Here is a 22,840-nt window from a genome sequence, read left to right as displayed (position 1 = left end):
CATTATTAAACTCCCCTATATAAAGAGTTTACAACTGATGAAAAATTACCTCTCGAATGTTTTTACGCTCGCTGTCGCGGTGATTTCATTTCCTATTTTGGCGCAAAATAGTGACCCATTGCCTTCGTGGAACGACGGTCAAACCAAACAAGCAATTATCCAATTTGTCAGTGATGTTACTGACGCTAACTCTCCCAATTTTGTTGCTCCTCAAGATCGTATTGCCACTTTTGATAACGACGGAACGTTATGGTCAGAAAAGCCGATGTACTTCCAAATCTTGTTTGTGCTCGACCAAATTAAAGAGCAAGCGGCTAGCCACCCTGATTGGAAGACGACTAAACCATACTCACTGGTGTTAAGCGGGCAGATAGATAAGCTGAGCTTAGAAGATGTTCTAACTATGGTGCAAAAAACGCATTCAGGAATGAGCAGCGATGAGTTCACGTCTATTGTGCAAGCTTGGATAAGTACGGCTAAGCACCCCGTAACGGGTCGCCCATACACCGATATGGTGTATCAACCAATGTTAGAACTGTTGGACTATCTTGATAGCAACGGCTTTAAAAACTTCATTGTATCTGGTGGTGGCAATGCCTTTATGCGAGCTTGGGCGACGGATGTCTACAACATCCCATCCGAGCGTATCATTGGTACTCGTCTATCTACAGAGTTCGTTAATGTTGATGGTAGTTACCAAGTTAAGCGCGTACCGGGCATTGAAGTGAATAACGACAAAGCGGAAAAACCACAGCAAATTTATCAGCACATTGGTAAGCGCCCAATAGCTTCGTTTGGCAACTCAGATGGTGACCTACAAATGCTACAATGGACGACGTCAGGTACTGGTCCTCGTTTAGCAATGTATGTTCATCACACAGATGACCAACGTGAGTGGAAATATGACCGCACCTCTAGCATTGGTAAGCTAGATAAAGGATTGGATGAAGCGAAAGCGAAAGGCTGGTTAATCGCTGATATGAAAAACGATTGGAAACAAGTGTATCCGACCAAGTAAGATTTCAAATCTGACTGATATAAAAAGGGGTTAACCACTGGTTAACCCCTTTGTTGTGTCCGAAGAACGGACCACTGCTTTTTCTTATTTTTAAGGAAAGAAACTTAGGTCGAAGGTTGTTCTACCGTGTCTGTTGCGGTAGTTTCAGTCGTTGGTGCTTGACCCGTTTTACGTTTGTATTTCTCTTCCCAGTAATCTGCACCTTTGATACCTAGCGCAACTGGGTTGAACGTAAACTCTGTGACACCTTGCTTCTGTTGTTCTTCGTAGTCGGTCAGCGCTTTCAGAGCAGGCTTCGACATAAAGAAGATGATCAAGATACCCACGATGTTCAGCCAAGCCATCAAACCTACGCCAACATCACCCATCGCCCATGCTAGGTTTGCGGTTTTTACTGTACCGTAAAACACGGCTGAGATAAGTACCAGTTTTAAGATAAACATCAGACCGTTGACTTTAAAGGTACGGCGAATGTAGGCAATGTTTGTTTCTGCGATGTAGTAATAAGCCAAGATAGTGGTGAATGCGAAGAAGAACAGTGCAACAGCGATGAACGGTTTACCAACTCCAGGTAGAGCACTTTCAATCGCCATTTGCGTGAATACTGGACCATTCGCACCAATGTCAGCGGGTAGGTTTTGCACAAGGAATGCACCTTCAACCGCACCGTGTACGTTGTACGCCCCTGTGATAAGAATCATAAACGCAGTTGCCGAACATACTAGTAGTGTATCGATGTAGATTGAGAATGATTGAACCAGACCTTGCTGTGCAGGATGATCAACGCTTGCTGCCGCTGCTGCGTGAGGGCCGGTACCTTGGCCTGCTTCATTTGAGTAAACACCACGCTTAACACCCCAACCAATTGCGGCACCAACACCAGCCATAGGAGTGAACGCGTCTCCTAGGATCATGCCGATAATGCGTGGGATTTCACCGATGTTTAAAAGAATGATAACGAAAGCGGTGATGATGTACGCCAATGCCATGAATGGCACAACGATCTGAGTGAAGTTCGCAATACGCTTTACGCCACCAAAGATGATGAAGGCAAGAATGACACAGACAACCGTACCAGTGAAAATTTTAGCAAAACTGAAGGTACCAATAGCGGTTTCGATCATGTCACCAGAGCCAAATGCTGCTTCTACCGCGTTACCAATACTGTTGGATTGAACGCCAGGAAGTAGCACACCACACGCAAAGATGGTCGAGATAGCAAAGATCCATGCGTACCATTTTTGCCCCATTGCTTTTTCGATGTAGTAAGCAGGACCGCCACGGAATTCACCTTCATCTTCTTCTTTGTAGATTTGAGCGAGAGTGGATTCTGCATATGCTGTTGCTGCGCCAAAGAAGGCAACAACCCACATCCAGAATACGGCGCCAGGGCCACCAAAGCCGATGGCCGCAGCAACACCGGCAATGTTACCTGTACCTACACGGCCAGATAGCGAAACGGCAAGCGCCTGAAATGATGAGATCCCCTTGGTTGAACTTTTGCCCGAAAGTAGCAAGCGCCACATCTCAAAGAAATGACGAATCTGCACAAAGCGTGTCATGATCGAATAGAACAAACCCGCCCCAAGACACAGGTAGATCAGTACTGGGCTCCAGATAATTCCATTCAGAAAATCAACTAATGACTGCATGAGTATTTTCCCTGTTAGTTGTGTTTGTGGTTATTTTTCAAACAACACATTACCCTTTTTGTAATGTAATTGTTAACTTTTTTGTCTATAAATCGTTTATAGCGTGATGGTGGGCACAGAATGGCTTGGTGTTGTTAAAATTTGGTTCTGGTTTATTATTGTGCGCAATTAGATGGGGAATTTATTGGTTTGATTAAATATGCAGCACGTTGTCATTTTAATGTGCTGCATATTCGATGAGTTAAAAATGCTAACTACTATGCAGTATGTAGAGTAAAGGCCTGTTTGATTTTTGTGCGATTATTTACGCGTAACGAAGTAAGTTGAGCTCTGAGTTCTCCATGATTTTGGCTTTTTCACCTGTCATGATATTGGCCAATAAGTGCCCAGAACCACATGCCATTGTCCACCCTAACGTCCCATGCCCGGTATTAGTAAAGAGGTTGTCGTATGGCGTTGCACCTATGATTGGTGTGCCATCTGGCGTCATTGGGCGAAATCCTGTCCAGAATTCTGCTTGGCTGAAATCACCGCCGCGAGGGAACAAATCGCGAACCACCATCTCAATCGTGTTTTTACGCTTTTGTGGCAAGGATGGGTCGAAACCTGCAAGCTCAGCGGTGCCAGCCACTCGTATGCGGTCATCAAATCGAGTCATAGCGACTTTGTAAGTCTCATCCATGACAGTAGAGCGCGGTGCGTATTCTTCATTTTCTATCGGTAGCGTCAGTGAATATCCTTTAACCGGATACACTGGAATATCAATATCGAGCTGCTTTAAAAGCGCAGTGGAAAAGCTACCAGAAGCAACGACAAATTGGTCGGCCTTAAACAAACCGTGGTTCGTTTGGGCACCTATGATCTTTTTGCCTACAGTAACCCAATTACTCACTTCGGTATTGAATTTAAACGTGACACCATGCGCTTTCGCAAGTTCTGTCAGCTGTTGGCAAAACTGAAAGCAGTCACCTGTTTCATCATCAGGCAAATACAACCCGCCTACGATTTTATCTTTGACCAGTGCTAAACCGGGTTCTTGTCGAAGGCACTGTTCAACGTCCATCAACTCAAATCGAGTACCACTTTGCTCAAGCAGCTTGAGGTCTTTTTCGATTGCGGTTAACTGTTGAGTTGTGCGGAACACTTGCAAGGTACCAAACTGGCGTCCTTGGTATTCAATCGCGTGCTCATTACGTAATTGTGCTAAGCAAGTTCGGCTGTGGTTGGCGATAGACAGCATGCGAGCTTTGTTGATTTGATAGCGAGGCAAGGTGCAGTTCGCAACCATCTTGCTTGCCCAACTGATCATGTCTGTGCTTAGCGACGGCTTTATTTTTAGTGGAGCGTGTTCTTCCATCAGCCATTTGATCGCCTTGAGCGGGATACCCGGAGCTGCCCATGGGGATGAGTAGCCATAAGAAATTTGTCCTGCATTGGCAAAGCTTGTTTCCATCGCGCTGCTTGGTTGGCGATCGATGACCGTGACTTGATAGCCTGCTTGAGATAAATACCAAGCAGAGGTTAAACCGATAACACCGCTGCCTAATACGATGACTTCCATTGAGGTACTCCACACATTTATCAGTAGCGGTTAGTTTCTTTTCTTTACCTTTTGTTAACAATCGATATAAATTACATACAGCGTTTAGAAAAACTATAGGCTTAGTAATGAGAAGTAACGTGATAAGTGGTTTATGGTTATTTAACCAAGTAGCGGAACATGCCAGTTTTACAGGCGCTGCTAAGCATCTACACCTTACGACAGGAGCTGTAAGCCAACAAATAATCCACTTAGAGGAGTCGTTAGGTTTTACTCTTTTTGAACGCCACTCTCGAGGAATCCGCCTCACCGAAAAGGGAATACAACTGCAACAAGCCACGCAGTTGCATTTCTCTGAGTTAGGCAAGTTGCTTGATGATCTGAGAGTAGAAAAGCATATCAATGAGGTTCGCTTGAAGCTCACTCCCTCATTCGCCTTTAAGTGGCTAGTTCCTAAACTCGAAAGCTTTCAACTAGAGAACCCAGAAATACAAGTGCAGATCTTTGCGGAAGGAGCGCTAGTCAACAGCGATTTGAAAGACTATGACGTCGCCATTGACTACGGTCTTCACCCTTATCGAGACCATGATGCCGAGTTGATTCTCGATGAACAATTGCTGCCAGTGATGAGCCCTAAATACCTTGAGGATCATCGGTGGCTAAAAACTCCTTTTGGTGATCAAACACCGTCAATGTCTGCGAATCAATGGCAAGCGGCTACGTTGTTGCACGACGCGATGCCGTGGGAAAAAGCGACACGTGACTATGAGTGGTTGTATTGGGCTTCGGCAATGGGATTGGATTTTAAAACCGATGTCGGTCACTTTTTCAATCGAACAGACATGGCGATGTCTGCGGCGGAAGCTGGAGTCGGGATCGCGATGGCACGCATGGCGTTGATTGAGGATGAATTGACGACGAAACGTTTGGTTTCTCCATTCGCCCCCATTCCTGCCAATGCTGGGTATTACTTGATCATGAATACAAGAAGCCAGTCAACTGAGCGATTTAGAGAGTGGCTTTTGAAGCAGATTGAGTCACGACGATGATTTAAGTGTTTAAGAAATAATAAAAATAAATGTCTTAATTACATATTATCTTGAGCCACTTCCCACAAATTACCTTCACTTTATTAACTTCTCTCTCTTACTCATCTTTTTCCATATCATCCTAGAAAATAACTAATGGATAGAGAAAGGCTATGGCTAAAAAAAACTCGCTTATATTGGTCCTAGCTCTATTTTCGGTAGGAGCAAGTGCAATGTTTTGGCCGTTTAAAAAATACGATGTGGAAATGTCACCAGAAGTACGTGGTGTTATTAAGCTTGATGGTAAACCACAAGTTGGGCTAACGGTTCATCGAGAACTTTTTTATGAAGGATATAAAGACGGAGAAAAAGTTTCTGACGTAGTAAAAACCAATAGCAAGGGTGAGTTTTATTTTCCTGAATACCATGTTCGTTCTCGAGCTCCAAAGGACGTCTTTGGACAGAACTTCGTTATAGCGCAAGAAATATATACAAAGAAAGGTGACAAGGATATTTACCTCTGGAACGCAACTAAACAGGCAAAGGCTATCCCCTTAGTGTCAGATCTTATGTCAAAACTTGTTTGTGATCTGAACCAAGAAAAGCTCAATTATGAATTGAGAGATCCGGATACTGGTGAGCGAATTTATTTACCTTTAACCTCTATTTGTCGTTGGCAAGGAATTAAGGGGTATACAGATGAGCAATTAGTTCAAAAAGCGAATGAATTAAAGTTAGAGGAATAACATGGCCACATTATCTCCTATTATCGCATCAGATATTGCGCGAGCTGCGTATCAAGCAAGACTAAAAAGAAAGTCAATTTCTTTAGATAACAATACCAAGGTTCATTTTACGTTTGATATTAGCAACGTTATAACTGGCAAATCTGGTGGTTTTTTCTATCGCCCAACTTCAGGCTTTCTAATCGCAGGACAAGGTATTAGCGAAATTTACAAAAGGGATATCGTATTTTCTTTCAGAGGCACTAAAACTCTTGCTGACGGATTAACCAATGCGACTGCAAATTCCAAAGGTACTCAATCTGGAGAGTTGGTGCACAACGGATTCCAAGGAACTTTTAACTCGATGATTCCTGATATGAAGTCTTTTATAAAAAATTCTCAGTCACTTGGAATCGCAAACATTCATTGTGTCGGCCATAGTCTTGGCGGCGCATTAGCTACATTGGCTGCAAACTGGTTGAAGTCTTCTTCTGAGGTTAATGCAAAAGTCCACTTGTACACATTTGGTGCTCCAAGGGTTGGTGGGAAAAGCTTTTCTAGAAATGCGACGCAACGTGTGGATAGCATTTATCGATGTGTCAATAGCGCAGACCCAGTACCTAAAGTACCAGTATGGCCTTTTTATCATGCTCCTTTTAATGGTACTGAATATGTAGCGAGCAAGCAGCAAGGTTTGGTTATTTCGGCTCATGATATGTCTCGTTACGCTAGTTTGACTGACTTTCAGAGTTGGGAAAAAATTTATACTCAAAAGTCTGCCAATGCGTTTGAGAGAGTCGTTCTAAATTATAATAATCGACTTGATGCCAAACCAAACGATCTTTGGGCAGATAAGATATCTGCCGCAATTTTAACACTGTTAGTTGATGGTGGCTTTGCTGCGACAGTGTTCGCTTTGCAAAGTGCAGGTTCTGCTATTGCTACTATATATGACGCGATTGCTCGTTCAATCGTCAAAATTTCAGAACTCTCTAGCGAATTTTCTGAACGCGTAAAAGGTTTACTTGGCCACATGTTGGTATTTGCGGGGAAAGGTGCAAATATCGCGATCAAATTTACTTATTCCTTTATTCGTTGGGTGTTTGAATTGGTGCTAAGTAAGTTGAATCAGGCTGTTAAAGCCGCCCTCAAAACGACCTTCTGATTTTGATTAATCCACCTTTGCTTAGGTGTGGTTTATTCTTAAATACGAAAAGTTTCGTACTTGGTTATTACAGCAAGTGGCGAGCAAATAGATAAAGTGCTTGGTGAGTCAGATAGAAAACACCGCCTCGATAGCGGCGGTGTTTGATTCTGGATTACTGTCGTTGATAAACCGATTGACCTCTGCTGATTGTTTCTTCCACGTTTAGGTCTTTTAGCGCCTTAGGTTCAATCTTCATCGGGTTGTTATCGAGGATGATTAAATCCGCATTCTTACCGACTTCGATAGAACCTTTATACGACTCCTCAAAGTGTTGGTAAGCCGGCCAAATGGTCATGGCTTGCAGCGCGGTGTACGTGTCAACGCGCTGATCTGCACCCAGTACTTTATCAGTTCTGGTGGTGCGATTGACGGTCGCATCCAATACTCGGAATGAACTTGGCAGCGCCACAGGTGCGTCATGGTGAGTACTGAACTTTAACCCTGCCTTTCTCACCGCTTGAGTTGGTGAAATGAAATCGGCACGAGGATGGCCGAGTACCGAGTCCACATGCCAGTCACCCCAATAAAAAGTATGCATTGGGAATAGAGAAGGGAAGATGCCTTGCGCAGCTAAGCGATCCACTTGGTCTTGGCGCATGGTTTGGCCGTGAATGAGTACAGGTCGGCGGTCTTGCTTTCCTAGCTTTTCATTTGCTTTGGTTACCGCATTGATAAATTGCTCGATCGCCGCGTCACCATTGGCATGCGTCAGCACTTGCCATTCATTTTTAAAGGCCGTTTCTACGTAATCGTAAGCTTGTTTATCTTCGAAAGTTGGGTAGCCAGCGTAGTCTTTATCTTGTCCATGTGGCGGGTGGAAGTAAGGCTGACTTAGCCATGCCGTTTTACCTTGTGGAGAGCCATCAAAGTTCAGCTTTACGCCACCGATGCGGAAATGGTTGGTGTACTCTGGCGTGTTGTATTCCGAGTCCATAAAATCACTGCTCGATACCATATCGGCGTACGCAACCAAGTCGATCATCAGCTTGTCGTTTTTCGACGCGCGTTTCATCGCTTCATAACCTTCTGATGTTGCTCGTCCTTCTTGAGCTGTGGTATAGCCATATTTCGCGTACATACCTTGCGAGGCTTCTAACATGCGATCTTGAAGTTCAGAATCAATCAACTTATTGAGGTTGAACAGCATTGCAAAGTGCGCGTTTTCTTCTAGGACCCCATTGGGTTCTTGGCTGTTTTCCATTCGGCGGATAATGCCACCTTTTGGATCTTCCGATTCTGATGTGATGCCTGCTAGCTCTAACGCTTTACTGTTCGCGACACTCAAATGCCCCGAAGTGTGGATGATCAATACAGGCTTATCTGTGCTGACTTTATCGAGATCCGCTTTGGTAGGGTAGTAATCCAGTTGGGCGTCGTCGTAACCAAAACCTAAAATCCACCCGGTTTTCTCAATGAATAGGCGTTGCGTGTCATTGTTCGCGGAATTTTTTAGAGTTTCGATGATTTTCGCCACGGTATCGGCTTCGCCATCAGGAGATGGTAGTACGTTTGCGACCATGGCTTGTAGACCAACGCCATACACATGACTGTGCGGATCAACAAAGCCAGGCAACATGGTTTTGCCTTTTAAGTCGACCAACTGTGTTTTACCGAACTTGTGTTCCATCGCTCCATCTTTGCTGCCGACATAAATGATTTTCTCGCCTAATGTCGCGACGGCTTCGGCGTACTCTGGCTTATCGCTAGCCATGGTTAGGATATCGCCACCATAATAAATTTTGTCTGCGGCGGTTACTTTTAGCGGCTCGGCGACTGCTTCTACTTCTTTCGCTTCTTCAGAAAAACACCCCGTTAAAGCAAGCCCAGATAGGGCAATAGGGATCCAGTTTTTGTTCATCGGTCATCTCCATACAGAGTAAGTTTTTTGCCTATTGAGCCCCAGTCTCAATGAGTTTGAGAACGCAATAGGCCACATTCACTTTAGTTCATATTGAAGGAGGATTATCAACAAGATTAAAGACTTTCAATCAAGCGCACGTTATACCCATCGATGAATATCAAAAATGTTACATTTTTCCATTTCATAAACGATTCTGGACTTAGGCAATGTGACCCATAACGAGGTTCTATGGTTAAAAAGTCGGCATGATAAGTCCACGATTTATCTCGATGACGCTCAAGGAAGAACATGAAAGACGAAACGCTATCCATCCATTTTGGTTACGAAACTGACCCTACCACTAAATCTGTCGCGACACCGATTTATCAAACGGTCGCGTACGAGTTTGATAACGCGCAGCACGGTGCTGATCTGTTTAACTTGGAAGTACCGGGTAATATCTACACTCGTATCATGAATCCGACTAATGACGTTTTGGAAAAACGCATGGCGGCGTTAGAAGGCGGCATTGCTGGATTGGTCGTGAGTGCGGGGAGTGCGGCAATTAACTATGCGATTCTGACGTTAGCGCAAGCGGGCGATAACATCGTTTCTACGCCGCAACTTTATGGCGGTACTTACACCTTGTTTGCGCATATGCTGCCAAATCAAGGTATTCAAGTGAAGTTTGCCAAAGATGACAAGCCAGAAAGTTTGGCCGAGTTAATTGATGAAAATACCAAAGCGGTGTACTGCGAGAGCATTGGTAACCCTGCGGGTAATATCATTGATTTGGAACGTGTAGCGGAGCTTGCTCACGCACAAGGCGTACCTGTGATTGTGGATAACACCGTCGCGACACCAGTACTGTGCAAACCCATCGAATTCGGTGCGGATATCGTAGTTCACTCTCTCACTAAATACGTTGGTGGGCATGGCACCACATTAGGTGGCGTGATTGTGGATTCCGGTAAATTCCCTTGGGCGCAGCACAAAGACCGCTTTCCAGTTTTCAACCAACCAGAACCTTCTTACCACGGAGTCGTGTATACCGAAGCGTTTGGTGAGGCGGCATTTATCGGGCGCGCGCGTACCGTACCATTGCGTAATACCGGTTCGGCATTATCACCGATGAATGCATTTATGCTTATGCAAGGGCTAGAAACGTTACCGCTGCGTATGGAACGCCATACTGAGAATGCACTCAAAGTGGCTGAATTCTTGGAACAGCATGACAAAGTCAGTTGGGTGAGTTACGCCGGCTTGCCAAGTTCAGCACACTTCAACCTCGCCGAAAAATACATGAAAGGTAAGCCTTCTGCGATTTTGTCGTTTGGTTTAAAAGACGGTTATGAAGCAGGTGTGCGCTTTTATGATGCTCTGAAAATCTTTAAGCGTTTGGTGAACATTGGCGATGCAAAATCATTGGCTTGCCATCCAGCATCGACGACTCATCGTCAGTTGAGCGAAGCAGAACAAAAACAAGCTGGTGTGTCACCAGAGATGATTCGTTTATCTGTGGGTATTGAGCATATTGACGATATCCTAGCCGATTTAGAACAGGCACTAAACGCGTAAAACGATTCTTTTTTTTAGCTTTTGGTTACCCATAGGCCAGCCTTTAAAAAAGCTGGCCTTTATTTGTTTTATTGTTTAAATATCAAAGGCTTTATTGTTTTTGGGTTGTGGTATTCCAAAAGCTCATGGTGGGTGAAATTTATTCCCTTGTCGCGTTTGGGTTTGTTCCTGATGATATGTGCAAATCTTATACATTGGAAGGGACTCAAATGTCTTACGTATTTCACCGTCATTGCCATGCCACGCTGCCAATCATCGATAAAGGTGAAGGTGTCTATCTATTCGATAAACAAGGAAAACAGTATCTCGATGCTTGTGGTGGCGCTGCGGTATCAAACCTTGGCCATAGTCATCAAGCCGTTAAAAAAGCCATGTTGGAACAGCTCGAGAGAGTGCCGTTTGCTCATACTGGATTTTTTACTAGTGACAGCAGTGAGCGACTAGCGGAATTGATTTGTCAGCATATGCCTGAGCAGTTCAACCATGTGTATTTAGTCAGTGGCGGATCAGAGGCGGTGGAGTCGGCACTAAAAATGGCGCGGCAGTATTTTGTAGAATCAGGTAAGCCAGAGAAAAAGCAATTCATCGCGCGTCAGCAAAGTTATCACGGCAATACGTTGGGAGCTCTGGCGGTCGGCGGTAATGAATGGCGACGTGAACCGTTCAAACCTATCTTGCATCCGAGTCATCACATTGCCCCTTGCTATGCTTATCGTTATCAGCAGAGTCATGAGTCGGAATTGGGTTACTCATTGCGAGCGGCGAATGAACTAGAGGCAAAAATTCTTGAGTTGGGGGCTGATAATGTAATGGCTTTTGTCGCCGAGCCTATTGTGGGAGCGACAGCTGGAGCTGTGCCTGCGACTCAAGGTTACTTCAAACGTATTCGCGAAATATGCGACCAATACGATGTGTTATTGATCTTGGATGAAGTCATGTGTGGCGTTGGGCGAAGTGGCAGTTTTTTTGCGTTTGAGCAAGAAGAGGCAGAGCCCGATCTGGTTTGTATGGCTAAAGGGCTTGGTGCGGGTTATCAACCTATTGGCGCGGTGGTTGCGAATGATCGAGTCTATCAAGCTATTGCTGATGGAAGCGGTTTTTTCCAACACGGTCATACCTTTATGGCGCACCCTATGGCGTGCGCTGCCGCCGTGGCAACAATTGAAACCATCTTCCAAGATGACTTATTAACGGCGGTGAGTCGGCAAAGTGTTTTGCTGCGTAATGAGCTTACTTCTGCATTGGCCCATTTACCGTACATTGGCGACATTCGTGGTAAAGGCTTGTTTTTTGGCATTGAGCTGGTGGCGGATAAAGAAAGCAAGTCGCCTCTGAGTAAAGTCACATTGGCAGACAAACGCATCAAACAGCGAGCAATGGAAAATGGCTTAATGTGCTACCCAATGGGCGGAACGATTGATGGCGTTAATGGGCACCATATTTTGCTCGCACCGCCATTCATTATTCAGTCTCATCATATTGATGAACTAGTCGGCAAACTCTCACTGACGTTAAAAGAGGTGGCGAAGACATGGAAGTAGCAAACCAATATTTGCGAGAACCTATCGCCATTATCGTGGCCCCAAACGGTGCTAGAAAAACTAAGCACGATCACGCCAACTTACCCATGACAAAAGACGAACTGGTTGCAGAGGCTATCGCTTGTCAAACGGCAGGGGCTGCCATGATCCATTTGCATGCTAGAGACGCCAACGGACGTCATTCATTAGACCTCGACGACAACATGGCAATTTACCATGCCGTGAAAGAAGCGGTGGGAGAAACCATGATGGTTCAGCTCACCACAGAAGCGGTGGGTTTATATTCTCCGCCACAACAGCGGGCGTTAGTCAAAGCTGTGAAACCTGAAGCGGCTTCTTTCGCATTGAGGGAGTTAATCCCCGATCGCGCAAGTGAGAAAGAAGGGCATGCCTTTTTCCATTGGTTGGCAGAGAACAGCATCGTGAGCCAAATTATTCTCTACGATGCAACCGACATTGAACGTTATTTCCAACTACGCGATGCGGGCGTGCTACCTAAAACGCATCAGCATGCATTAGTGGTGTTAGGGCGTTATCACCAAGCTCAACAGTCTTCGCCATGGGATTTACGAGGTTTGGATTTGGCGCGTTTTGTCGAGGAAGAAATTCGATGTGCCATTTGTGCTTTTGGCGCGCGAGAGCAAGACTGTTTAGCGAGTGCGATGTTACTTGGATTCGATGTGAGAGTGGGGTTTGAGAATAACCACTTCGATGTGGCAGGCGAATTAGCAATCAGTAACGCGGATCAGGTGGAAGCTCTACGCGATGTGGCGCATCGCTTCGCGATTCCTTTACACAGTGCGCAAAGTTTGCGTTCAGTTTTAAAGTGAATCTGTTTGAAGCAAGGAAAATAAAGAAGAACGGAAAGCAAAAAGGCTCCATCGGAGCCTTTTCGGTATTTGTCGTTAGTTTTCGGTTTGTACTGCGGGTTGGCGTGCTGGGTGTTTGATAAACACCGCCACAATGGCTGCAATTGCCAGCGCGAAACAGTAGTAAGAGTTGGCAACCACTTCTAATGGAGAAAGGTTAAATACTGAGCCTAGCAACAATACTTGCGCGCCGTAAGGCAAAATGCCTTGTACCACGCACGAGAAAATATCCAACAAGCTTGCTGAGCGACGAGGAGAGACATTGTTCTCTTCCGCCAACTGGCGCGCCACGCTACCCGATACGATGATGGCGACCGTATTATTTGCCGTGCAACCATTCACCATAGAAACCAAACCCGCGATACCTAGCTCACTTGCGCGGCTGTTCGCGTGTTTTGAATGGCTAGAGCCAAACGCGTGGATCATGCTGCTCACTAAGTTGGTTAGGAAAGCAAGACCGCCTTGGCGACGCATCAACTCACTCAGACCACCAATCAGCATCGATAGTAGGAAGATTTCCTGCATGTTGCCAAAACCGCTGTACACGTCTTGCGCTAGGTTCGTTAGACCGTAGTCGTCAATCGAAACCAAACTTACGCCACCCGCCAGTAAAATACCGATAGTCAGCACAACAAATACGTTAAGCCCTGAAACCGCCAAAATCAAAATGGTGACGTACGGTAGCACTTTTAACCATTCAATTGGACCAGTCTCTGGCACTTGAGTCGCAGTGCTATTGAAGGCAAAAATACCCATAGCAACCAGTGCAGCAGGCAGTGCAATGCGGATGTTCTCTTTGAACTTGTCCTTCATTTCACAGCCCTGAGAGCGTGTTGCCGCGATGGTGGTGTCAGAGATGATAGAAAGGTTATCACCAAACATCGCGCCGCTGAGCACAACACCAGCAGTTAATGGCAAGCTCATGCCTGCAGATTGAGCAATGCCTAAAGCCACAGGTGCAACGGCAGCGATGGTGCCCATCGAAGTGCCCATCGCTGTCGCAATGAAGGCTGAGATCATGAAAATACCAGGCAAAATCATGCTGGTCGGAATGGCAGATAGACCTAAGTTTACGGTAGCATCGACACCGCCAGAAGCCTTTGCAACGGCAGCAAACGCACCTGCAAGCAAGTAGATCATGCACATTGCGATGATGTCTTGATGACCAACACCACGCATAAAATGTTCGATAGAGCGGTTAAGTTTCTCTTTGCTGAGAAGAAACGCAATGATGATGGCTGGTAATACCGCAATTGGTGCTGGCAGCTGGTAGAAGGCAAATTCAACGCCTTGCAAAGATAAGTACGTGCCTACGCCAATAAATAGCGCAAGGAATACGATCAATGGGATCAGAGCGACCGCAGACGGTGCAACTGTTTTAGTAGTTTGTTGGGAACCGGACATGTAAACGACAAAGATAATAATAAGAGAAGTGAGCAGACTAATCTCACCGACTTTTATTGTCAACGTCTAGACGTCTAAATGGCTGCGTAATTTTTATATTTGGATGAAAGAAAAAAGCTCATGGCATCTATCTTACTGATACCAAGAGCCTTTATTGAAAGTACATTTATAGCGACGATTTTGTTTTTTTTCGTTTAAGCAAGCCTAGGATCATCAATGCGAACACAACCGCGGCGCTCGCCCAGATTGCGTATTTGTAGTGGCTATATAAATGGCTGAGTGCGCTGAGGTGCTCAAATGCAAAATGCGTAAGTAAACTGAACACCAAAACCCAAATGGTGGCAGCGAGTGCGTTGCCGAGTAAAAACTCTTTGCGTGGCATTTTTGCTATCCCACACGCCAGAGGCATAAATTGCTTCATCCCTTCAATAAATCGGCTGACCACCAAACAAGCAGGGCCATATTTTTGAATGGTGCTTTGGAGCTTCTGCATTTTAGGGCCAGAGATGTAACCTTTTTTATCTAGCCATCCTTCAAAGTAGTAACCAAGTAAGTAACCACAAGTATTGCCCAAAAAGCAGCTGAGCCAAGATATAACCATAACCATACTCAGATTCATGACTTGTTCTGAGGCCAGAATTGACGCTGCGATCATCAAAGATTGCCCAGGCATGGGAATGCCAATACCTTCAAAAAAGATGCTGACAATAAGCGCAAGGTAGCCGTACTGCTCCAGCAGAGGCTTCATGGAGATGAGTAAAGCGTTAATGTGTTCCAAATGCTTTCCTCTAATAAAATCGGAAGGAAATGGGAGTGATACTCCTGTTGTTTTCTCTGGTCAATTCTTGTTTCTCATTCCCGAGAAAAACTGACACACCTCTGATAATTGTGTTTACCTGATGCGCTGTTGTGCTGGATTCCGCTCGCCGTTTGATTCGCGACGGCGAGCGGTCATTACCATGGCTTGGGTCTAAGGCTACTCTTTTGGTGTTGTGAACGCACCGTACAAATCGAGGCGTCGATGGCGCAAGTTCGTTACCGAGCCTTCGGTGTTGAGCTGTTTCAGCTTGGTTAAGTCAACATCGGCAAAGATGATCATTTCCGTATTCGCACTGGCTTCCGTCAATGTGGCGTCGTGGGGGAAATAAATGTCTGAAGGTGAGAACACCGCTGATTGAGCATATTGAATGTCCACGTTATCCACGCGCGGTAAGTTGCCGACACTGCCGCCAATCGCTACATAACACTCGTTTTCGATCGCGCGAGATTGAGAACAGATCCGCACACGTTGATAGCCGTTTTTGGTATCAGTCCAGAATGGCACAAAGATAATTTGCGCACCTTGTTCGGCGAGCATACGACCCAACTCAGGGAACTCGCTGTCGTAACAAATCAGAATGCCTACCTTACCAGCATCGGTTTCGAACACTTGTACATTATCACCGCCATCAATTACCCAGTCTTTTTGTTCGTGTGGCGTGATGTGGATTTTGTACTGAGCGTTAATTTCCCCATCGCGTTGCAGTAAGTACGCAACGTTGTAGAGCTTGCCATCTTCGATGAGCGGCATACTGCCAGCAATGATGTTGATGTTGTAAGTGACCGCCATTTGCGAGAAACGGTTTTTGATCTCTTCTGTAAAGCTAGCAAGAAAGCGAATAGCTTCAACCGAGTTTTGGTCGTTTTGCAATCCCATCAACGGAGCATTGAAGAACTCAGGAAACAAAGCAAAGTCGGCTTTGTAGTTGGCCAGAGAGGAGATAAAAAACTCGGCTTGATCGAGCAAGTCTTCCAAATCGTTCATCGCGCGCATTTGCCATTGCACCACGCCAATGCGAATCAAGGTTTTCTCGATGTCGTGAACGGATTGAATGTCTTCCTCGTAGAAAAAATTATCCCACTCTAGCAACGTGGCGTAGCCTTTTGAAGCGTTATCTTCTGGTAAATAGCCACGCATGATGCGTTTAACATCAAAGTCATTCGCAAGCTGGAAGGAGAGGATCGGGTCGTGCAATTCGCGGCGTTTTACTTTGTCGATGTACTCTGCAACGCTCAGTTCGTCCGCGTATTGGTGGTAATTCGGAATGCGGCCACCGGCTAGTATCGCTTTAAAGTTTTTGCTGCGGCATAACTCTTTGCGCGCGTCGTAAAGACGTCGGCCCAAGCGAAGCCCACGGTAATCAGGGTGAACAAACACATCTAGGCCATACATGGCATCGCCTGTCACTTGGTTCTGAATGACGTTATTTTCGGTGATGATGTCAGTGTACAGGTGAGGAAGTGAAAATCGGTTGTAGTCCACTTTGATCGTCAGCGCAGCGCCGACAATTTTGCCGTTATCCTCAATACAGATTTGTCCATCGGGAAACTGATGAATGAGATCCATGATGGTCAGGCGTGGCCATGAGCCGCCCACATCAGGAAAAACGAGGTCCATTAATTCCGCGAGCTCTGGGTAATCGGTCGGCTCAATGGTACGTAAAGAGAGTCTAGGCGTGTTGCTGTCCATATCCTACTATCCATTTATCCTTTTCAAATAGTATGGATGAGAATGCCATAAATTTAACCATACTTACATTTGAGGCGCGGTAGGTGATAGGCTCTGCACAATCTTCATATTTATACTGGTTTCATATCGGTAGCTTTAGGTATGATGGGTAAGTTTGTCTTTTAACCAGTCATGAAAAAGTGCCACTTTTCTTGACGTTAACCGGAAGTTTGGGATCACCACATAATAGCCATAGCCGCTGTGAAGCTTTAGATTCCCAATATGTTGGATGTCACCACGTAAAATAGAAAATTGCGCCATAAAATCGGGCAGCAAAGCCAAGCCCTTCTCCATTCTCACGGCTTCACACGCCAAATAAAAATGCTCAAACCCGACGGAGTGATAGGTGATTGGGCACTCTAAATCGTTCTCCTGTTTGAATTGCTCCCACAGCTGCGGGCGAGTCGTTTGCGGAATAAATGGGTAATGGCTGATAGCTTGGCTGTCTGACAGTTTTGGTAGGTTGGTGTTGCCAATCAGCAACAAGGTTTCCTCACATAAGAGCTGGCTATATTCAGAATGATTAGAAAGAGGCAAACACCGCACATGCAGATCACTTTCACCATGAATGTTTTTAACTGCGCCATCTCCGGTAAGAATTTTCACGCGAATATTTGGATGGCGCTGGTGGAAATCATCGATATTTGGCACGAGCCAAAGACTGGCAAATGAGGGTGTGACATCGACAACCAACAGCTCTTGATCGGTGTTGGTCTGAATTAGGCTGGCGGTTGCGTGCTGAATGAGCTCCAGAGCTTCTGTTATTTGGGGCAAATAGCGCTTTCCTTCCTCTGTTAGCTCCACGCCGTTTAACCCTCGATGAATGAGAGGAAGCCCAACGAGTTGCTCTAAAGATGCCATCTGTTTACTGACCGCTCCTTGTGTTACGCACAGGTCATCGGCGGCTTTAGAAAAGCTGAGATAGTTAGCCACAGCAACAAAAGTCCTCAACGCACGAATGGAAGGGTACTCACTGCCTTTTATCATTCTTTCAATTCCATTGAATTTGCTTAGGCACAGAGTAGAGGATTTGTGCTTTTAAGCAAAGCAAGGCACGACGGATGTGTGATTGGCTTCCTTTCTAGTAAACACGCCACGTGATATTTCAATGACTATTTAACAACTCAAGAATATTCACGCTGTGTATTTTTATTTTGAAAAAACTACAAATTAGCGAGAAGCTTTTTCACTAGTTATATTTATCCTACATTTATTTTGTTTGTGTAAGGTAAATAAATAGCCTGTATTTTGTTTTTTGTGCGAGTGTTTTTAGCTAATTGTCAGAATCTTATTAAATTAAAATAGCTTTTCATGAATTTAATATTGGCATTGCTTTTGCAATTTATGATTGGAATTTTCGATAATCAGTTAATTTAGGAGAACGAAATGAAAAGCAATGTTGTTACTCTGGTTGGTCTATTTTCTCTAGCAACGTTTAGTACTTTATCTTACGCAGCGGACTCCAAAGATCATGGCGTTTATGTAGGTGCGAACTACGGTTATTTAAAAGTTGATGGACAAGATGATTTCGATGACGACAGCGATGCAATGCAAGCATTGGTGGGTTATCGCTTTAACCGTTACTTAGCGTTGGAAGGTGGCTACATTGATTTTGGTAGCTATGGTAACAACTTGGCTAATGCAGAGACGGATGGTTATACCGCAGCATTGAAAGTGACGGCTCCAATCACCGATAGAGTGGATGTGTACGCGAAAGGTGGCCAAATGTGGTATTCGACAGATTATAACGTTGCTGGATTCCATGGGAACAAAGATGACGAAGGGGTATTTGCTGGTGCTGGTGTAGGTTTTAAAGTAACGGATAACTTTTTAGTTAACGCAGAATACACTTGGTACGATGTGGAATTGAATGCAGAAAATGTATTTGATGGTGCGAATACAAATACAGACTTTAAACAAGCATCTTTAGGTGTGGAATATAGATTCTAATAATTCTAAGCCATAATAAAAATGCGAAGCTTAAATAGCTTCGCATTTTTTGTTGTGATATATGAACCAGACCTGAAATTCTTAGTAAGGAGAAAATTGAAGAGACTATTTTACTCACTCAATCTGTTGCTAATGAAGCAAGAGCACCACCTAAACTATGACCTACGCAGTGTATTACCTTTGGTGCTTTTATGTTCTTTTTCGAATAACCAGCGATGCATGCTGCAAGTTGTGGCTTTATTGTATTGAAGAGATTTACAAAACTAGCATGTACTCTGTAACCGGATGAAGTACCTGATATCCCAAAAGCTTAGAGAACTTTAAATTGAAAAGTATATAGTAAGTACACACTTTCTACCTTTTAATGAGTACTTTTGAATTCTCATGTGTGGTTGGTGTTGTACTTATGAGCATATAGTCTGCGACTTAATACTCAACGAGTTTTTAAATTAGCATAGGTTGTAAAGTTACGCAGTAATGCTTGTGATAAGTTATCAGGTAGCATGAGTGACTGAGAAAAGAAGGCAATATGATTGTTGATACAAAAAAGGCCACCCGAAGGTGGCCTTTTCCAAACGTTTGGTGGGCTGGCGGGAGTTGAAATGGTTTCTCATTTTTCATAAATTCAGCAACTTATAACGATGTTACCAATTTGGTGTTGCATCAAATGTTACATCAATTTCCTGCTTCAAAAGGAACTGAACCCGCGTCCATGTATTACTAAATCATTTAAAAATGCTAACTTGTTATAGCAATTTAATCTAAAGCAATAGCGCTGATATTGAGTATTTTACCCAGCCTCACCATCTATTAGTAGCGATTTTAACACATCGGGAGAAGACGGTAGCATTCCGACTTTTAAGCCAAATGGTTTGAATACCTTGTTGAGAATCTCTGTATTGTAGCTGCCCCGATCATTCTCTATATCTGAGAGTGTTTTTCTTGAGACATCTACAAGTCTTGCGAACACATCCTGTTTGAGTCCCAGTATATTAATGCGTAAACTTTTTAACGCTTGGCCTTGTGTTAGCTCTCCAAGCAATAAGTGTTTGATGATTTTGTTTGCCTCTGTTTTGCGTTCTGCTGCACTTACTGCTTTGGCGTTTTTTGAGGTTTTCGATCTAGTCGGAGTATTAAGTTGCGATCGTTCTTTGGTCGAATGAGTTGCATCCGTCCCAGTCTTGGGCTGATGTTGATTTCGGTTTGCTCTTAGACGAGCAACGGTATCTTGTACGGACTCTTTATTGCTTGGCTTATTCATAGTAGCCCCCATTTTGTGAGCTTTTCTGATATATGATTAAGTCCAACGGCTGGCATCTCTAAGATTTGTTCTGGTACTCCTCGTAATGCTAGTCTCTGCTTTAAATCAATGCATTTACTTGCAGTAACCTTTAGCTCTTGTAATAACACTTCTTTTGGCACGAGATCAGATAAGGTGTCCGCTATTCCTACGAAGTCGTAAGTTCCGCCAACCTCTAGTGGGGCTTTCCATTTTGTTGTTCTTGGAATGCCTTCAGGATCAGCTTTCATTGGTGCGAAGTCGTAAACGGGAGCAAGCTTTATGACTCCATCACCTTTTAAGAATGAAGTGTTTCTGCCATGGTTATCACTATTACCAAACAAGATGTTGAGTAGATCTCTCTTCACCCATTCAATGACGAAAGCTTGGGTATCAAACCTATACCCTTGGTGTTTAACCATATTGCTTTCAGTAATTTTTTCTATGAGAGTTCGGATTGTTGTTTCGTGATCAAGAGTGACCCCAGCGCCTTTGTTCAAAATGGAATACACAGATTCCATGCCAAATTTCTCTATTTGTTGCTCAATAATTTGAACATCAAATCGAGGAAGCCACAAGGAAGGGTAGTTTAATCCTTCCTCCAAGCGCATACCGTCGGTGGAGATCGTTTCAACTCCCATTTCAGTTAGCTCGTGGTAGAAGTAGAACTCAGCTCTTAGAATATTACAGTCGATGGTGCTTCTTGAGCCTCTAGGGTACTTTACTAAGTAATGTAAGTCGTGGTTGCTATTGTCATCTTGGTATGGGTCAATCCATATTTTTTCGCTGCCAGATCCATGATCGAAACCACATCGGAGGATCAGTTTTGGCGCTTCACCTCCAGCCCCTGTTGCACCACCTGCGGCTGCCCCTCTTTGCTGTGCATAGTCGAGGAAATCACCTGCTCGATTTTTAACATCATCAACAGAGAAGTAGAGGTTGTCTGCTACTTCGTAGCGCTCAGGAAGAGAGTCTTTTATTCTTAAGTTACCAATAGGCGACAGTGTGCCAAACTTGAGCAAAACATAGTCTTGTTCATCAGAACTAAGGTCTTCAATATCTAGGTGTTTGACCCAGTATCGTCTACTCGCGCCACTAGGCATAATATCGTCTAGAAACTTTAACCATCCAGGTTTACCCATGTCATCAAAAAAGAATGAGACAGGGTGGTTTAGTGAAACAGCGTGAAAGTCATCTTTATCGTGATGTTCTAGCGCATAGTCGCTGAGGTAGTTGAGTTCAGTCACTCGAAAATTATGTTGGCTACTTTTAGGGAATGAGATGATACCAATATCTATCCATTCACCTCTTATAAAAGCTTGTACGGTTAGTTCTTCCATCGACAACACCTCTACTTATCAATGAGTAAAACTTTACTCTTAAAGTCATTTTTTTTCAAGTTGTGAGTAAAATTTTACTCATAAATGTGTGGAGAGGCTCTTTATGAGTAAATGATTACGCATGGCTTGTAAGTCAAAATTGTTGATGAGCAGAATGAATTATTTTAGCTATGAAAGCTGCTATAGGGAGTGGGGCGTTAATTGTTTGTTCAGTTATGCAGGTTGTCCATAATAAATGAACAGTTGCCTTAAATGAACAAAGTGAATGAGGAGATTAAGAATGGCTGCTACATACAAAAATACAGTTAATACACTTTAATGCGCGTAAAAGTGTTTGAACGTTACTTTTTAATGCGCATAAAAGTGTTGTTTGCTGTGCAGATAGATGATGAACTGTACATAATTCCTAGGGTCTTATTCACAAGGTGAGTAATGAGCGAAGTGAGAAAGCCCTAGCGGACTTTCAGATGCCGAAGTGTTGGCTAGCTCTTATAGGTAATAAGCTTTATTAGTAAGTAATCCACAGGTTAAGCTGACAGAACCCTTGGGGTTAGAAATGAATGTGGTACTACCGTCAGCGATCACTTTTTCTACAGCATCATGTTGATGCCCTGCAACCCAATACCTAGCTCTTGAGATCAACTCATTACTTAACCCTGCATGATAATACGGAGCATAATCGCTGCTGGCATTTTGCTCGAAAGCAAAAGCTTCTTTAGAGGGAAGGTGGTGAGATATTGCTAGATCAACTTTCTCTGGAAAGTTGTTAATGAATGCTTTGTGCTGCTCTTCAATCATTTGATGGCTGATGTACTTTGTATCATTCATCAGTTCTGAGTACGCATCAATCAGTGCAGACGAGTATGTGTGAATAGGAAACCAAAGAGTTCCGCCATAAATGCTATATCCATCTAAGTATATTGACTCATTATTCAAAAAGAACAGGTTTTCAGTGGTATCGCTATGAGCCTTAAGCTTTGCTAATACTGAACTCTTAGAAACGTTGAGAGAACCTGAGTTAGTACTAGATTCGCACTCACTTATATATCGGTAGGATTTACTCGTATTGCTATACCATTCATGGTTTCCTGCAATCATGATGACCGCCTTAAAGTGGCGGCAAAGTACATTCTTTACGTATGCTATGCCTGATAGACCGTTTGCCGTGTCACCAGCAACGACCAACGTGGCTTCTTTATCGAAGTCATGCCAAAAATCGCGGCGTATTCCGTGAGTGTCCAGGTGTAGGTCAGAAACAATGTAAAACTTCAAACTATCATGGCCTTAATATTGATTGACTACTCTATGGTACATTGGTTAT

19 protein-coding genes are annotated in these 22,840 nt (G+C 44.1%); 8 read left to right on the top strand and 11 right to left on the bottom strand.

Going from position 1 to position 22,840, the window contains the following annotated elements:
- Positions 1-37 precede the first annotated feature (37 nt).
- On the top strand, positions 38-1,018 hold the full coding sequence (locus ACF8EG_RS13125; RefSeq protein WP_069506857.1) for an HAD family phosphatase: 981 nt from the start codon (positions 38-40) through the stop codon (positions 1,016-1,018).
- Positions 1,019-1,122: 104 nt separating this feature from the next.
- Here ACF8EG_RS13125 and ACF8EG_RS13120 read toward each other — a convergent pair whose 3' ends face one another.
- Positions 1,123-2,670 carry a sodium:alanine symporter family protein gene (locus ACF8EG_RS13120; RefSeq protein WP_005464242.1) on the bottom strand — a complete coding sequence of 516 codons (1,548 nt, stop codon included), beginning with the start codon at positions 2,668-2,670 and terminating at the stop codon, positions 1,123-1,125.
- Between the two features lie 304 nt (positions 2,671-2,974).
- Positions 2,975-4,231, bottom strand: a complete 1,257-nt coding sequence (locus ACF8EG_RS13115; RefSeq protein ID WP_065765025.1) for a D-amino acid dehydrogenase — start codon at positions 4,229-4,231, stop codon at positions 2,975-2,977.
- Positions 4,232-4,338: 107 nt separating this feature from the next.
- Here ACF8EG_RS13115 and ACF8EG_RS13110 point away from each other — a divergent pair, with 107 nt between their 5' ends.
- The 3 genes from ACF8EG_RS13110 to ACF8EG_RS13100 all read left to right on the top strand — a co-directional run bounded on the left by ACF8EG_RS13110 (position 4,339) and on the right by ACF8EG_RS13100 (position 7,128).
- Positions 4,339-5,259, top strand: coding sequence for a LysR family transcriptional regulator (locus ACF8EG_RS13110; RefSeq protein WP_069506854.1), 921 nt, complete (start codon positions 4,339-4,341; stop codon positions 5,257-5,259).
- A 152-nt stretch (positions 5,260-5,411) separates the two neighbouring features.
- The gene (locus ACF8EG_RS13105; protein ID WP_029784488.1) at positions 5,412-5,984 is read left to right on the top strand and encodes a DUF6795 domain-containing protein; all 573 of its coding nucleotides are present in this window, start codon (positions 5,412-5,414) and stop codon (positions 5,982-5,984) included.
- 1 nt (position 5,985) lies between these two features.
- The gene (locus tag ACF8EG_RS13100) at positions 5,986-7,128 is read left to right on the top strand and encodes a lipase family protein (protein WP_069506851.1); all 1,143 of its coding nucleotides are present in this window, start codon (positions 5,986-5,988) and stop codon (positions 7,126-7,128) included.
- Positions 7,129-7,282: 154 nt separating this feature from the next.
- Here the strand turns inward: ACF8EG_RS13100 and ACF8EG_RS13095 are convergent, their stop codons facing one another.
- Positions 7,283-9,028: an amidohydrolase gene (locus ACF8EG_RS13095; RefSeq protein ID WP_020840163.1), complete on the bottom strand. Its 1,746-nt coding sequence runs from the start codon at positions 9,026-9,028 to the stop codon at positions 7,283-7,285.
- Positions 9,029-9,319: 291 nt separating this feature from the next.
- On the opposite strand from ACF8EG_RS13095, the gene ACF8EG_RS13090 reads away from it, so the two are divergent.
- The 3 genes from ACF8EG_RS13090 to ACF8EG_RS13080 all read left to right on the top strand — a co-directional run bounded on the left by ACF8EG_RS13090 (position 9,320) and on the right by ACF8EG_RS13080 (position 12,959).
- Positions 9,320-10,588, top strand: a complete 1,269-nt coding sequence (locus ACF8EG_RS13090) for an O-acetylhomoserine aminocarboxypropyltransferase/cysteine synthase family protein (RefSeq protein ID WP_020840164.1) — start codon at positions 9,320-9,322, stop codon at positions 10,586-10,588.
- A gap of 209 nt (positions 10,589-10,797) precedes the next feature.
- A complete protein-coding gene (locus tag ACF8EG_RS13085; RefSeq protein ID WP_069506847.1) occupies positions 10,798-12,129 on the top strand; it encodes an aspartate aminotransferase family protein in 1,332 nt (443 codons plus the stop codon).
- Positions 12,120-12,959 (top strand): 3-keto-5-aminohexanoate cleavage protein, encoded by an 840-nt coding sequence (locus ACF8EG_RS13080; RefSeq protein ID WP_069506846.1) that lies wholly within the window; start codon positions 12,120-12,122, stop codon positions 12,957-12,959. Before ACF8EG_RS13085 ends, ACF8EG_RS13080 begins: the two co-directional genes overlap by 10 nt.
- A 75-nt stretch (positions 12,960-13,034) precedes the next feature.
- Here the strand turns inward: ACF8EG_RS13080 and ACF8EG_RS13075 are convergent, their stop codons facing one another.
- The 4 genes from ACF8EG_RS13075 to ACF8EG_RS13060 form a co-directional block, all read right to left on the bottom strand.
- Positions 13,035-14,402 carry a Na+/H+ antiporter NhaC family protein gene (locus tag ACF8EG_RS13075; RefSeq protein WP_005464256.1) on the bottom strand — a complete coding sequence of 456 codons (1,368 nt, stop codon included), beginning with the start codon at positions 14,400-14,402 and terminating at the stop codon, positions 13,035-13,037.
- A 166-nt stretch (positions 14,403-14,568) separates the two neighbouring features.
- Entirely contained in the window at positions 14,569-15,156 is a 588-nt protein-coding gene (locus ACF8EG_RS13070; protein WP_042769575.1) for a DedA family protein, read from the bottom strand.
- Positions 15,157-15,378: 222 nt separating this feature from the next.
- The gene (locus ACF8EG_RS13065; protein ID WP_005464264.1) at positions 15,379-16,911 is read right to left on the bottom strand and encodes a bifunctional GNAT family N-acetyltransferase/carbon-nitrogen hydrolase family protein; all 1,533 of its coding nucleotides are present in this window, start codon (positions 16,909-16,911) and stop codon (positions 15,379-15,381) included.
- A 135-nt stretch (positions 16,912-17,046) separates the two neighbouring features.
- The gene (locus ACF8EG_RS13060) at positions 17,047-17,937 is read right to left on the bottom strand and encodes a LysR family transcriptional regulator (protein WP_025795027.1); all 891 of its coding nucleotides are present in this window, start codon (positions 17,935-17,937) and stop codon (positions 17,047-17,049) included.
- Between the two features lie 399 nt (positions 17,938-18,336).
- Between ACF8EG_RS13060 and ACF8EG_RS13055 the strand changes: the two genes are divergently transcribed.
- The gene (locus tag ACF8EG_RS13055) at positions 18,337-18,900 is read left to right on the top strand and encodes a porin family protein (protein ID WP_005455971.1); all 564 of its coding nucleotides are present in this window, start codon (positions 18,337-18,339) and stop codon (positions 18,898-18,900) included.
- A 118-nt stretch (positions 18,901-19,018) separates the two neighbouring features.
- Here the strand turns inward: ACF8EG_RS13055 and ACF8EG_RS13050 are convergent, their stop codons facing one another.
- The 4 genes from ACF8EG_RS13050 to ACF8EG_RS13035 all read right to left on the bottom strand — a co-directional run bounded on the left by ACF8EG_RS13050 (position 19,019) and on the right by ACF8EG_RS13035 (position 22,791).
- Positions 19,019-19,201, bottom strand: a complete 183-nt coding sequence (locus tag ACF8EG_RS13050; RefSeq protein ID WP_228090049.1) for a hypothetical protein — start codon at positions 19,199-19,201, stop codon at positions 19,019-19,021.
- A 489-nt stretch (positions 19,202-19,690) separates the two neighbouring features.
- Positions 19,691-20,173, bottom strand: coding sequence for a helix-turn-helix transcriptional regulator (locus tag ACF8EG_RS13045; protein WP_029786578.1), 483 nt, complete (start codon positions 20,171-20,173; stop codon positions 19,691-19,693).
- Positions 20,158-21,519, bottom strand: a complete 1,362-nt coding sequence (locus tag ACF8EG_RS13040; RefSeq protein WP_180787742.1) for a type II toxin-antitoxin system HipA family toxin — start codon at positions 21,517-21,519, stop codon at positions 20,158-20,160. The genes ACF8EG_RS13045 and ACF8EG_RS13040 overlap by 16 nt, the downstream gene beginning before the upstream one ends.
- Positions 21,520-22,008: 489 nt before the next feature.
- Complete coding sequence (locus ACF8EG_RS13035; protein ID WP_193283959.1) at positions 22,009-22,791, bottom strand: metallophosphoesterase; 783 nt, start codon at positions 22,789-22,791, stop codon at positions 22,009-22,011.
- Between the last annotated feature and the right edge of the window lie 49 nt (positions 22,792-22,840).

Source organism: Vibrio sp. YQ_11 (assembly GCF_043103065.1).
Taxonomy (GTDB): Bacteria; Pseudomonadota; Gammaproteobacteria; order Enterobacterales; family Vibrionaceae; genus Vibrio; species Vibrio parahaemolyticus.
This window is presented reverse-complemented; position numbering and strand designations above follow the sequence as displayed.